The organism is Accumulibacter sp. (assembly GCF_016789985.1).
GTDB lineage: Bacteria > Pseudomonadota > Gammaproteobacteria > Burkholderiales > Rhodocyclaceae > Accumulibacter.
The window spans coordinates 1-12,273 of sequence record NZ_JAEUOL010000280.1 but is presented as its reverse complement, the minus strand read 5'-3'; the positions used below and the strand labels follow the sequence as shown (position 1 = coordinate 12,273).

The following is a 12,273-nucleotide window of genomic DNA, read 5'->3' as shown; positions in this document are numbered from 1 at the left end:
ACGGTCTGCGCAAAGCCGTCCTTCTGCATCCGCCTGATCAGGCGTTCGCGCTGTTCGTGCACCTTCGCCGGCCATGCCTGACCGGCGATGACGGCGATGTCGCCCTTCCGCTCGCCGGGCGCGATGTCGAGCGTGCCGCCCATCCCGGACAGCCCGAGGAGATGGGCGCGCGCCTCGACCGCGGCGATGAAGTCCCGCCGCGCCTGCGGTGCGTAGGTCTTGAGTCTGGCCTTGTTCATGGTTTGTTCTTACTGGATGCGGGCGCGCTGGCCGGCCTTGATGGCGGCGAGCAGCTCGGCCTTGAGTTTGCCCACGTAGCTTTCGACCTGGGCTTCGGTTTCCAGATAGATCGTCGGTGAAAGGTCTGCTGCCCGAATCACCTTCGCAGGTTTGGGTGCTGCGGTGCTGACGCCTGTGGTCATGACCTTTTGCGTCGTCGTGTTACCGGAATCGTTCAACACCGTTGCGCGCTTCTGGCTGGCCTTCTCGATCACGACCATCGCCTCGTCGAGCAGATCGCCGGCTTGCCCCTGCAGGTACAGAATCCTGGGAATGCTGGTCAGCCCGGCGACCTGGGTCTTCAGCTCCTGCAGGGGCCGCAACGCCTTGTTGCGCAGATCCGCACTCGGCTGAACCTGATCGAGAGATTTCATGACCTCGCCGATCTTGGCGTCGATCGAGTGGAGGGCGCGTTCGCGCCTCTGCTGCGCTTCAACTTCGTTGGCGGCCTCAACCGTCCTGATCAGCGCTTCGATACGCGGGATCTGACCGTAAGGCGCTGGGTTGTCGCGGATGGACTTCAGCTCGCCGAGCGAGGCGGCGATGGCCGGAATCTTCTGCAAGACTTCGCGGTTGTCGGCAAAGCCGGCCAGCGCTTCGAGCAGCTTGCGCCAGGTCGGAAGCTGGGTCTTGTAGAAGCTGACGACGTCATGGATGTCGTCGCTGGTGTCCAGCCAAGTACTTTTCGCGCTCAGCATCGCCTCGATGAACTCGAAGGCGTCGCGGATCGCGAGCTGCTTGCCGATGCGGGTGACGGCGGTGTCGATCACGTCCTTGCCGGGATGGTGCTTGATCGCGGCGGTCTGGACGCAGCCCTTGAGCTCGGCCTGCCAGTCGCCGAGGGCCGCACGGTAATCCGCGACCAGCCCGTCCGCGTCTTCGCGGGCAATCCTGGCGAAGATTTCCTTGTAGAGATCGCGCGCCCGCTTGAGCGCGGCAGCATCCGGAACCTTCTTCTTGAGGAGTGAGACCTGCTTGAAGCGAACCGATTTGGTCAGCGGGTCGACGGCGCTCTTCGGGTCGAGATCGTCGCCTTCGCGAATCAGCTTGATCTCGCCGGCCATGAACAGTCGGGCAACCAGCAGCACCACCTCCCACTCCGGCTTCCATCCCCAGGGGATGCCGGTGAAGCGATCGACGATGTCGGAGAGCAGGACGCGCTCGCTGCTGGCCTTGAGGTGGAGGTAGTCGCGCAGTTCCTTGATGGCGAGGTGGTTGCCTTCTGCACCATTCAGGCTGAGTCCCTGCTGGCCGATCGTATCGACGGCCAGGACGGCCTTGATTTCGGCGATGGGGTCAGCCTGCCGTACCTTGAGATACGGGAGCTTGCTGTAGGTGTTGGAAATCAGATAATTGACCAGTTCGTCGAGCAGCGTGGTCGGGCTCGCGGCCTTGATCTGCGGCTTCTGGCCGAGCGCATAGAAGTCGCCGGTGACCATGAGTTCGCCCAATTGCGCCAGGATGCGGCCACGACGCTCGCGGTTTTCGTCCTTGCGGTCCGACAGGATGCGTTTGAGCGATGCGGCAGCGGTGCTGGCCTTGGGACTGTCGATGTACTTTTCGATCTGCAGGTAGAGGGTCAGCTCGATGTCGAGCCGTTCGCCTTCGGCGGTCCGGATCAGCGCCCGGCCACCCGATTCCGAGCTGCGCAGAATGCACTTGGCTTCGCTGAGCAGTTCGTAGTCGTCGCCGAGCGGCGTGGCGATTTCAAGGCTCAGCGGATGGCTGGCGTTCTTCCACGGGGCGCCGTCGAGCAGCCGGTTGAATTCGTAGTCGGCCTTGGTGTCCTTGTGGCGCACCTTGGTCTGCCCGCCGAGGATGTCGTCGTAGATCAGCTCGCTGAGCAGCCGCCATTTTTCGTTGGCAGAGACGGCGACGTGGCCAATCTCGCGGGCGACATCGCGCTCTTCGTTGGTCAGGAAGAACCAGAGATCGCCATTGCGGCTGACGAGTCGCTGCCTTTCGAGCCGGGCGAGGCTTTCCTGGATGCGGCGCTTGAGGGCCAGCTTGTCGGCGTCGATTTCGTTGACGCAAAGCGTGGCGAGGTTGTCGATATTCGGTTTGACGATGTCCGGGATGTAACGGATCAGGAACATCGCCTTGAGCAGATGGACGTCGTAGGGCTCGAGCGCAGCGTTGCCCGGCGCTTCGTCGATCGAGCGCTTGGCCGTGGTGTCGATGAAGCTCTCGATCGAGGGGTAGAAGTCGTAGAGCGGGACCAGCGCGTCGATTCCCCGCTCCGCATTGAGAACGGCGGCGGACTGGAAGGCGTCGAGCAGCGAACGTTCGCCTTTGGAGAGGTGCTTGCCGGTGGCGCCGACCTTGCGGATCGATTCAAAGATTTTCTGCAGCAGCGCGAACTGGTACGGGGCGAACGGGTAGCAGGCGACGAATTCCGCCGAGTCCTTGTAGCTCTTCATCGTGACCGAATTGCCGACGAAGGCGAGCTGGTTGTTGATGATGTCGCCCTTCTGCTCGAAGCGGTCGCGCAGGGCGACGTGGGCAGCTTCGGTCTTGGCCAGCAGGCGCTCGCCGATGACTTCATCCGTATTGGAGCTGGCCAGTGACAGACGGGTGTGGAAGCGCCCCTGAATCTTGGAGAAGTCCTGCGACCTAGCCTTGTTGGCTTCGCCGATCGCCGCGTCGATGTCTTCCTGACTGGTGACGATCACCCACGCACGCCCCTGGCACAGCGTCCCCAGTTGCTCGGCGATGGTCTGCAAGGTGAGCATCAACTGCGTGTTGTTGCCGATGAACTGGCCGACTTCATCGACCAGAAAGACGATCCGGTGCCCGGCCGGCTTGCTGGCGAGATAGTCACGAATCAGCCTGGCGAGCCCTTCGATATTGATCCGGTAGGTCTCGCGAGCATTGTCGAACCAGGCGGTGGCGGAGTCCGCGCTTTGCTTGAGCGCCTTGGCCAGGGCATACACCACGTCGTCACGCAGGAAATCGACGGCGTCGCGCTCAGAGTCCCAGGTGGAGCCGTTCTTTTCGGCGAAGGCAGCTTTGAAGGTCTCGTAGGCGTCCTTGCTGACGAGGTGTCGCTCCATTTCGGCGACGTGCGGCGCGTCGCCGCTGTAGCCGAGCTTTTCGTTGAAGACGCGCAGAAAAACCTGCAGGATGACATCGCGTTCATCCTTGCTGTCGGCCTTGGCGTCGATGTTGAACAGGATCACGTTGGAGCTGCCTTGCACCGCACGCTGAACATCGGCGAGCAGCATCGCGTCCTTGATCTTGTGCTCGTCGAAGAACTGCGCCGCTCGCCTGGTGGTGCCGTCCTTCGGGTTGACTGCTTCGATGTTCTCCAGCAGGTAGGAGAGGATCTTGATGAAGTGCGACTTGCCGGAGCCAAAGGAGCCCGAGACCCAGACGGCCATGCGCGCCGAGAGAACGGGGTCTTTCGGGTTGTCGGCGGCAGCGAGGAAGGCGTCGAAAAAGCGGCGGAAATACTCCGTTAGTTGCTTTGTAACGACGTACTCGTCGAGTTCCTGCCAGATGCTCTCGGCGTCGCGCTGGTCGGCCTTGATGACGCCATTGATCGGGCGGTCGATCGGCTTGGTGAAGAGACCCCTGATTTTCATTGTTGGTTGTTCCGGAAAGGGAGTTTCAGGACACGAGACGGAAGGCGCGGTAGTAGTGGTCGTCTTTCAACCGGCTGAAGAGACGCAAGGAATAGCCATCGTACTTTCCGGGATAGAACATCACCAGCGGCTTGTCTTTCATGTGGGCATGCAGTGCCGAGAGCAGCGTGTGGGTACGGAGCATCGGATAAACGGCGCCGACGTTCCAGAGAATGAGCAGATCCAGTTTAGCGATGTCGTGCTGGGCCACCAGCCGTTGGGCGAGCTTGTCCTCCTTGAGGACACGGCGTAGCGATTCGAGTGTCTTGACGTCACCTTGCGTGCGCTGCATCTCGATCGCCTTGTCGAGCAGCTTGCGCTCGTTCAGCAGGCCGATCACGAGGTCGAAGAGATTGACCGCTGCGACCCGGATCGTCGGCTGATGCCTGGCCAGTGTCGGCAAAACGACCTCCCGGAGGAAAGTCCGCACGGCCATCTCGTCCTCGGGCGAGTAGTCGAAGATCCAGAATCCGATCTCCCCGCCGGAACCTCGATTGGCCAACACGTCAGGCGAAGTCAGTTTGGGCAGTAGCTGGTTGAGCCGTTCGTTGAGGTCGTGACTCATCCGGTCATGTCCATGGTGGCAAGCACCTCGGTCTCTCCGCGGCGCTTGAGGTAGCTGACGGCGTCGGGGTGCAGGTGAGGCGGGGTCAGCCGCAATGTCTTGGTGGAATCGACATAGCGGCCTTCGGCGAGAACGCGCAGGATGACCTGTAACACCTTCGCCTTGGTGGAAGCCCTGAGATTCGCAAGCTCGGGATCGCGCTGTACGCATTCCGCCATGAAGGCGTCCCAGTCTTTGGCGGGAGAAAGGTTCTGCTCGAGCCGGCGAAGCTTTCCGGCGTACACGTCAAGCAGGAAGTCGGCGAAGATGCGGCTGTGCTTGATGGAGGCAGCAAACAAGAGCTGCGTCGCGACCTCCTGCGAACCGGTGGCAATCAGCTTCAACCCCTCCTCCTCCAGAGTCTCCAGGCGTTTGCGGATCAACTGTGCCTGGCGATGGGCCGTTGCCGGGGTCTTCTTCTGCAGCAGGTTGTCGAGCTTGAGGGCAGCGCACCACTGCTCGCGGGAAGGACTGGTCAGGAGCAGGCCAGCAATCCTGCGGCTTTCAGGCAACATCAAGGAACCTGCCGAAATTTCCGCATTGTAGAGTCCCATTACATTCCCATTCGGCAGGTCTCTCAGCCCGGGTAATGATTTTTGCATAGCTTCACACGTCATTGTACGGGAACAGAACAGGCGGCCGTACCGCGCTGATGCGACAGCGAGGGGATACACGTTGAACGGCCACATCGAGGGAACCCATCCGTCACCGGAAAGATTCTGCCCCAGCGAGGCAGTCCGTGCATGATGACCGGCAACAGGTTCACAGGAAGAGCCTGGGTCCAAGTGAAATCGCCCGGAGATGGTGGTCCGCGCGCCGACACCATTTTTGGCCCTGGGCGCGAGCGGCCGCCCAACATCTCGCGTCGCGAAGACACTGCGGTCGCTCTCCTGACCATCCGCAACTGACAGGTGCCTCACCAGGGTGTGCCGGCTATGCTATTATCGTGACCATCACGAATAAACACGGGAGCATACGATCGCCAACGAGAAGGCAGCAGGCATAAAGCGTGGCCGTCCCCCTCAGGGCGATCAAGCGATGACTACCGCCGAGCGGAAACGCGCACAGCGGATGCGTGACAGCCAAGCTGTGAGAGACGCCATCGGCGATCAGCAGAACGCGCCATTGCGGGCGCTGCTGGCGATCCTGGGACGCGTCGGAGCCTCAGAATCCGCCCGACTTTCTGCACAGCACGCCTGGGCGGAAATCGGCAGGCGGTATGGTTTCGTGAGCGTCACGGAACAACAGAGCACTGAAAAAACACCGTCGAGGTACAGAGAATGAACGAAACGAGAAGCGCCGAAAGCCTGCGCCCCGGCTGGAAACCCGGCCAGTCGGGCAACCCGAAGGGGCGACCGAGGGGAAGCCGCAACCGCATCACCCTCGTCGCCCTGGCGGCGATGGAGGAAGGTGCCGACGCGATCGCCAGAAAGGTGGTGGAACTGGCGAAGGGAGGTGACATGAGCGCTGCACGGCTGGTGATCGAGCGGCTGGTTCCAGTGGTCAAGGAGCGCCCGATCTTCCTGGCCTTGCCAGATACGGGATCTGCCGAGGGTATCGCTGAAGCGCAGGACGCCATCCTGCAAGCAGTGGCGGCCGGAGACCTTCTGCCCGGCGAGGCCGCGACTCTGGCCGTTATCGTCGAAGCGCGACGCAAGGCTCTGGAGACGCAGGAGCTTGAGCAGCGCATCAGTGCACTGGAAGAAAAGAAGTGAGCGGACCGCTCGAACGCCGGCTGAGCAAGCTGGAAGAAATCAGGGAGCGCAATGGCGTGGGGAGCGACGTCGACATCTCGCTCAAGAAAATGGGAACGAGCCGCACCGAAATGCTGGCCGACTTCGGTAGTCTGGTCGCATTTCGTGACTGGCTGGCCGGGCGAATTGCGGCGACCGACCGTCAGGACGAGGTGCAGCAGACAACATCCTCGAACTATCGGCAGTGGCAAGGCGACGGCGCAGTATCGGCGAAATGGGATGCGATTCTTCAACGGCACGAGGCGCTACCAACCGCCGCGTGTCCTTCCTACCCAAAGGGGCAGTGCAATGAATTCGCTTGAACGTCGAATGCTCAAGCTGGAGGCGTCCCGCCCGGACACGAACCAGGTCGCCATCATCATCCGCCGCATCATCGGCAGCGATGGCGATGAGGTTGTTCGCGCCGTCAGCGGTGACCAGATCGTCGACCGCCGCTCCGACGAGGCCGAAGACGACTTCATCGAGCGGTCGAAGGCCGAAGCGATCGCCGCCACTGTCCAACGCCCCTGCCGCGTGCTTTTGCTGCCCGAGCAGGTACTGCAGTGAGCGCCCTGCAACGTCGCCTCGCAAGACTGGAAGACGTCCTGCTGCCCAAGCCCCGGCGGCGGGTCAGCATGTTCTGCGAACCGGCCGACGATGCTCCAGCCGAGGACTGGACAGCCTACGAGGCGCAGGTTGAAGAAGCGAAGGCCCGTGGGGATTTCGTGATCCTGCTGGTGCCGATGAAGCCGACCGACAGGCCGCGAACCGAGAAGGGTGTGACCTACTGCGGCAGTGAATTCGAGGCGCAGCTTGCTGCGGCGTCGATGCATCCGTCCCGTCGGGGCAACAAGAGCCTCCTGAGCGACGTGCTAGAGGATCTGCACGGCAATGTGTTCGAACCAAGGTCGCAAGCCGGGGCCTATGCGCCTGGCCATCCTGCGAGCGAACACGACGAGCAGGAGCACACGGACCCAGCGATCACCTGGGTTGACGCGAGCGCTGCTGCTGCCAATCAGGCAGCAACGTCACTCTGATCTGCTCCAGTTCGACGTGGCGATACCTGTAATCGACCGAGAAACGTTCGGCATCGACGCCAGTCTGCCCGCCGTCGTGCATCCGCATTGCTCGAAAACGGGTACACAGAGGGTACACAGGAAACAGGGACGAAAAAATCCGCCCGAGAAATATAGTAACTAACTGATTTATTGGTGCCCCCACGCGGAATCGAACCACGACCTGATGATTACAAATCAACTGCACGACCTTCATGCTACGGGGGCCCGAACTGCCTGCGTTGGCGATTATATCCGACCTGCTGGACACTGTCCCATTCTGCAACGGCCCGGCGTGTTCTGTTCGTTTGTTCGCTGCGCCGCTGTTTGCTCCGACCTGATGGGTGGAAATCTCCTTGACGCCAGTTCGGGACACAGGGAATTCCCTCCGACCAATTCTCGGGTGCCGGGTCCGGATGTCGCCTCGCCGTTCTTTCGCAGCGGTCGACCCACTGCTAGAATGCGCCAACCGCCCTCTCGGTGAGACTTCATGCCAAGCCTGTCCAACCCTTCGGAGATTGCTCGCGAAGCCTTGCGTCTGCTGGCGATCCGCCGATTGCCGCCGTCCCCCGACAACTACCGGGCGCTCTACGACGAGATTGCAGGTGCCGCTGGTGATCAGGTGGAACCTGTTCCGCAGCGCGAGTTCAAGTCTCTTCTCGCTTCGCTGACGAAAGAAACGCCTGCGCAGCAGCGCCTGACGAGAAGCCTCGAGCAGGCGCTCAGCGGCAGCAACTGGCAGGAAATCGGTAGCCGGCTGTCGGAGCTGGTCAGGCAACTCGGCAAGGAACAGGAGTTGCCATGGAACGAACTACTGGCCGACTTCCTGCGCGAATGGGAAAACAAGCACGTCGGGCTGACCGTCGGTCGCAAACGTGAAGCGCTTGAACGCGTACTGGCCAGTCATTCCGGCAACGCGGTGCTGCTCTTCGGGCGACTGCAGGGCCTGGTCAAATCCTGGTCGCTGAATTCACCCGGTGGCGACGAAATCCAGCTTACCGACGCCGGAGCAGTCAGCCCGGATGAGGCCGGGTTGGTCCCTGACGGCCTGGCTGGAAGTGGGTCCGGTCCGTCGAGCGATCTGTTGGGCCAATTGCGCGAGATTTTTGCCTACAGCCTTGAAGCGACGGTCGTCTCGCAGCTCGCCAACGAACCGGAGCTGGGCGCCGATGCGCGCGCTCTGGTGCATAAAGTGCGCACGGCCAACTCGCGCGGCGCGTTCGAAAGCCTGCTGGCTGGTCTGAAGCGTTTCGCGTTTCGTCTCGAGGTTCTCGCCGAAGACCGCGCCGAACTGCGCGCTGGCTTGCTCCACCTGCTGCAACTGCTGATCGAGAATGTTGGCGAACTGGTGATCGAAGACCGCTGGCTGAATGGCCAGATCGCCATCGTGCGCGATATCGTTGCTGGTCCTTTGAGCATTCGGTCGATTGGCGACGCCGAAAGCCGGCTGAAGGAAGTGATCTTCAAGCAGAGCCAACTGAAGCACAGCCTCAACGAAGCAAGGGAAAGCCTCAAGCAGATGCTTGCCGGCTTCGTCGACCACCTCGCCGAGTTTGCCGATTCGACCTCGGACTACCATGACAAGATCGAAGTGTGTGCCGCAAGAATCAGCCTGGCAGAGGATATCACTCAGCTCGAGAGCGTGCTTGCCGAGGTGATCCGCGAGACCAAAATCATCCAGCTCAACGCGCAGCGCTCGCGTGATGATCTGCGTGCCGCCAGAGAACGGGTCGGCGACGCAGAGCAGCGCATCGCCGAGTTGCAGATGGAGCTCGACAAGGCGAGCTCCATGGTCCGTCATGACCAGCTCACCGGTGCGCTCAATCGCCGCGGGCTCGATGAAGCATTCGACAAGGAAGTCGGGCGGGCGCAGCGGCGTCAGTCTGCTCTTTGCGTGGCTCTGCTGGACATCGACAACTTCAAGAAGCTCAACGATTCGCTTGGCCATGACGCGGGCGACGCCGCCCTGATTCATCTGGCCGCCGTCATCCGCGAAACGCTGCGTCCGCAGGATACCATTGCGCGCTTCGGCGGCGAGGAGTTCATCATCGTCCTGCCGGAAACCCCGGTCGAAGACGCACAAAGAGCGGTCATCCGCCTGCAGCGCGAGCTGACTCGACGCATCTTCCTGCACAACAACAACCGACAGCTGATCACCTTCAGCGCCGGCGTCACCGAATATCGAGCCGGCGATACCCAGGCATCGGTCATCAAACGGGCCGACGAGGCGATGTATGCGGCCAAGCAGGCGGGGAAAAACCGGGTGGTGATCGGCTAAATGGGGCGTTCACGGGCACGGCCCCGTCGGACCGTGCCACGTCAGGCGGTGGCGCCGGTCGCTCGCTTGGCCAGATGTTTGAGCACTTCTCCGGCAGCGAGCAGACCAAAGCTGGCCGTCACGCAAACCGAAGACCCGAAGCCGGTGCAGTTCAGACCAGCCAGCGCCTGCGGCGGTGCGCAAGAGGCGGTTCGCACCGGATAGCGCAACGGTTCGCTCGAAAATATCGCTGGAATCCCGAACGTCTTTCTGGCTTCGCGCGTAAACCCGTAGTCCTTGCGCAGCAGGGAACGCACTCTTGCGAGCAGCGGATCCTGGATGCTCAGTGCCAGATCTGCCAGTTGAATTCTTGCCGCATCGATCTGGCCACCAGCGCTGCCGGCAGTGATCAGCGGTATGGTGCGTCGCTTCGACCAGGCGATCATCGCCGCCTTCGTGCGTACCTGGTCGATCGCGTCGATCACGTAGTCGAAGCCGGTGGCGAACATGGTGTCGACGTTCTCGGGCGTGACGAACTCCTCGATTTCACCGATCTCGCATTCCGGGTTTATGGCGCGCACGCGGTGCGCCATGGCGCTTACCTTGGCCTTGCCGAACTCGCCGTCGAGCGCATGGATCTGACGGTTGACATTGGATTCGGCGATCATGTCGAGGTCGACCAGGGTGATCCGGCCGATCGCCGAACGGGCCAAACCTTCGACTGCCCAGGATCCGACACCACCGATGCCGACCACGGCGACATGAGCATTGCGGAAACAGCATAGGGCTTCAGCGCCGTAGAGACGCGCCACACCGGCGAAGCGACGTGCAACGTCGGGCAGCTCGAGGCTCATGTGGATTCCAGCGAGCGATGTATGATCTGGTTGAACGGACCGATCCATTCCGGGGCAAACTGCTTGTCGCAAGCATTGATTTCGGCGATGGCGCGCAGAACCGAGCGGTTCCGCCCGCGGTGATCATGTTTCAGCATCACCGATTCGAAGGCGTCAACGATTGCCAGGAGACGGGCGCCAGGGCAGATGGCGACCGTCGACAACCCTTGTGGATAGCCCTTTCCATCGGGCGTCTCATGATGCTGAGACACCATCTGTGCGGCGGCCGACCAGCCAGCCATGCGCGACAGGATCCCGGCCGCATACATGGGGTGGCTGCGCAGTGCCTGTCGGTCGGCCGCGCTCATCTCCCCGCTCTTCAGCCAGATTGCTTCCTCGAGGAACATCATGCCCACATCATGCATATAAACGGCTGCTTCAAGTTGCCGGGGGTCGACTATCGTGCCCGCTTGCTGATTGGTGTCGAGCGCCAGGCGAACGATGCGTGCGGTACGTCCCTTGAAACGGGGCGAGCGGGCTTCGAACTGGTGGGCAAGCATGCGGAAGAAGCGCAGATCAGCGTTCGCCCGCGCGTCTGGGTCGGCATCGTCCGAGGCGGGTTCGCCACCGGCCGGGCGAAAGCCGGTGACCGCCTCAATGACTGCGGAACTACGCGTGCCAAGTTCATTGACCTTGGTGCGAGTCAGCGATTCAAGCCCCTGCGTCAGAGGTCCAAGTTGCAGGTCCGCGAGGTTCTGCCCGCTGGCCAGTCGGGTGACGGTGACCTCCAGGCGATCGAGCAGTAGCAGGATCAGTTCCGCAATGGATGCGGTGAAAGGCAGTTCATTGCGCCGTACCCGGTCGAGCAGGGTTTCCATGGGGTGGACCATGGCGACCGCGAGATCGACCCGGCATAGCGCCGCATCCCCCTTGATGTTGTGCAGGCCTCGAAACAGGCTGCCGATCGCCTCATGATCGCCCGGGGTGAGTCGGAGCCGGCTGACATCGCGTTCGATGGCTGGCGCATAATCGCGCAGCGCTTCGGCGAAATCCAGCACGGCGTCCCTGTCGGGGACGCGCGCGGCAGGAATCGTTTGTTCGTCCATCGGGAGCCTTCCGGGGAAGCATTGCCCTAGAGTTTAACGGAAAGCCGGCCGGCTGTCGGCAGGCATGGCAGCGGCGCGTCATGTCGTATGGTGGCGAGCGATCGAAGTATGGTTTTGGCGATGAACTGGTCCGGCAGGGCACGGATGCCTCGCATGTCGCTGACCGTTTGGCGCAATGCTGGGCTACACTCCCGATTTTTCTTAGCGAGGAGTTGAGGATGCCCATTGTTACCACCCCCAGCGGTCTGCAGATCGAAGACATCATCGTTGGCAGCGGCCCGACGGCGATTTCCGGCCAGCACGTCATCGTACATTACACAGGATGGCTGGCCGACGGCAAGAAGTTCGACTCCAGCGTCGATCGCAATGAACCCTTCCGCTTTCCGCTCGACGGGCGGCATGTCATCGCCGGCTGGGAAGAGGGAGTTCCCGGCATGAGCGTCGGCGGTATCCGCAAGCTCACCATTCCGCCGGAGTTGGGTTACGGCGCGCGTGGTGCAGGCAAGATGATCCCGCCACATGCCAAACTGCTCTTCGAGATCGAGTTGCTCGATATTGCCTGAGCGATGGCCGGGCGGCCGCGCAAGACCCCGAGCGCGCAATCGGCGACCAGGCCGGCGGTCGCTCAGGGCAGTCCCGGCCGGTTGCCAGTGCCGGCCGCATCGAGCAGACAGCGGCCGGCAACAGCTCCGGCGGCGGTCGGTCCGGCGCAACGCTCGGCGAGTACGGCACCGCCGACGCGCGGCGTGGCGTCACGCCTGTCTCCCGCGTCGGCCGGGGACG

At 62.1% G+C, this 12,273-nt stretch carries 13 protein-coding genes and 1 tRNA gene; 7 read left to right on the top strand and 7 right to left on the bottom strand.

What is annotated here, in order from left to right; all coding sequences use genetic code 11:
- The 4 genes from JNK99_RS16135 to JNK99_RS16120 form a co-directional block, all read right to left on the bottom strand.
- Window positions 1-239, bottom strand: a 239-nt coding sequence (locus tag JNK99_RS16135; RefSeq protein WP_291855012.1) for a hypothetical protein, incomplete at its 3' end; no start/stop codon positions are given.
- 9 nt (window positions 240-248) lie between these two features.
- Entirely contained in the window at window positions 249-3,863 is a 3,615-nt protein-coding gene (gene brxC / locus JNK99_RS16130; protein WP_291855009.1) for a BREX system P-loop protein BrxC, read from the bottom strand.
- A gap of 25 nt (window positions 3,864-3,888) precedes the next feature.
- On the bottom strand, window positions 3,889-4,467 hold the full coding sequence (locus tag JNK99_RS16125) for a DUF1788 domain-containing protein (protein WP_291855006.1): 579 nt from the start codon (window positions 4,465-4,467) through the stop codon (window positions 3,889-3,891).
- Entirely contained in the window at window positions 4,464-5,195 is a 732-nt protein-coding gene (locus tag JNK99_RS16120; protein ID WP_291855002.1) for a DUF1819 family protein, read from the bottom strand. The genes JNK99_RS16125 and JNK99_RS16120 overlap by 4 nt, the downstream gene beginning before the upstream one ends.
- Before the next feature lie 349 nt (window positions 5,196-5,544).
- Between JNK99_RS16120 and JNK99_RS16115 the strand changes: the two genes are divergently transcribed.
- From JNK99_RS16115 to JNK99_RS16095, 5 genes are read left to right on the top strand one after another with little or no spacing between them, the layout of a single operon-like run.
- Window positions 5,545-5,790, top strand: a complete 246-nt coding sequence (locus JNK99_RS16115; RefSeq protein WP_291854995.1) for a hypothetical protein — start codon at window positions 5,545-5,547, stop codon at window positions 5,788-5,790.
- Window positions 5,787-6,221: a DUF5681 domain-containing protein gene (locus tag JNK99_RS16110; RefSeq protein ID WP_291854992.1), complete on the top strand. Its 435-nt coding sequence runs from the start codon at window positions 5,787-5,789 to the stop codon at window positions 6,219-6,221. The genes JNK99_RS16115 and JNK99_RS16110 overlap by 4 nt, the downstream gene beginning before the upstream one ends.
- Window positions 6,218-6,562, top strand: coding sequence for a hypothetical protein (locus tag JNK99_RS16105; protein ID WP_291854989.1), 345 nt, complete (start codon window positions 6,218-6,220; stop codon window positions 6,560-6,562). Before JNK99_RS16110 ends, JNK99_RS16105 begins: the two co-directional genes overlap by 4 nt.
- 7 nt (window positions 6,563-6,569) lie before the next feature.
- Complete coding sequence (locus tag JNK99_RS16100; RefSeq protein WP_291854987.1) at window positions 6,570-6,806, top strand: hypothetical protein; 237 nt, start codon at window positions 6,570-6,572, stop codon at window positions 6,804-6,806.
- Entirely contained in the window at window positions 6,803-7,276 is a 474-nt protein-coding gene (locus JNK99_RS16095) for a hypothetical protein (RefSeq protein WP_291854985.1), read from the top strand. Before JNK99_RS16100 ends, JNK99_RS16095 begins: the two co-directional genes overlap by 4 nt.
- 172 nt (window positions 7,277-7,448) lie before the next feature.
- Here JNK99_RS16095 and JNK99_RS16090 read toward each other — a convergent pair.
- A tRNA-Thr gene (locus tag JNK99_RS16090) sits at window positions 7,449-7,522 on the bottom strand.
- A 262-nt stretch (window positions 7,523-7,784) separates the two neighbouring features.
- Here JNK99_RS16090 and JNK99_RS16085 point away from each other — a divergent pair.
- The gene (locus JNK99_RS16085; protein ID WP_291854982.1) at window positions 7,785-9,572 is read left to right on the top strand and encodes a GGDEF domain-containing protein; all 1,788 of its coding nucleotides are present in this window, start codon (window positions 7,785-7,787) and stop codon (window positions 9,570-9,572) included.
- A gap of 41 nt (window positions 9,573-9,613) precedes the next feature.
- Here the strand turns inward: JNK99_RS16085 and JNK99_RS16080 are convergent, their stop codons facing one another.
- Both JNK99_RS16080 and JNK99_RS16075 read right to left on the bottom strand, forming a co-directional pair.
- A complete protein-coding gene (locus JNK99_RS16080; RefSeq protein WP_291854979.1) occupies window positions 9,614-10,405 on the bottom strand; it encodes a tRNA threonylcarbamoyladenosine dehydratase in 792 nt (263 codons plus the stop codon).
- Window positions 10,402-11,490 (bottom strand): HD domain-containing phosphohydrolase, encoded by a 1,089-nt coding sequence (locus tag JNK99_RS16075; RefSeq protein WP_291854976.1) that lies wholly within the window; start codon window positions 11,488-11,490, stop codon window positions 10,402-10,404. Before JNK99_RS16075 ends, JNK99_RS16080 begins: the two co-directional genes overlap by 4 nt.
- Window positions 11,491-11,708: 218 nt before the next feature.
- Between JNK99_RS16075 and JNK99_RS16070 the strand changes: the two genes are divergently transcribed.
- On the top strand, window positions 11,709-12,053 hold the full coding sequence (locus tag JNK99_RS16070) for an FKBP-type peptidyl-prolyl cis-trans isomerase (RefSeq protein WP_291854974.1): 345 nt from the start codon (window positions 11,709-11,711) through the stop codon (window positions 12,051-12,053).
- The last annotated feature ends 220 nt before the right edge of the window (window positions 12,054-12,273 follow it).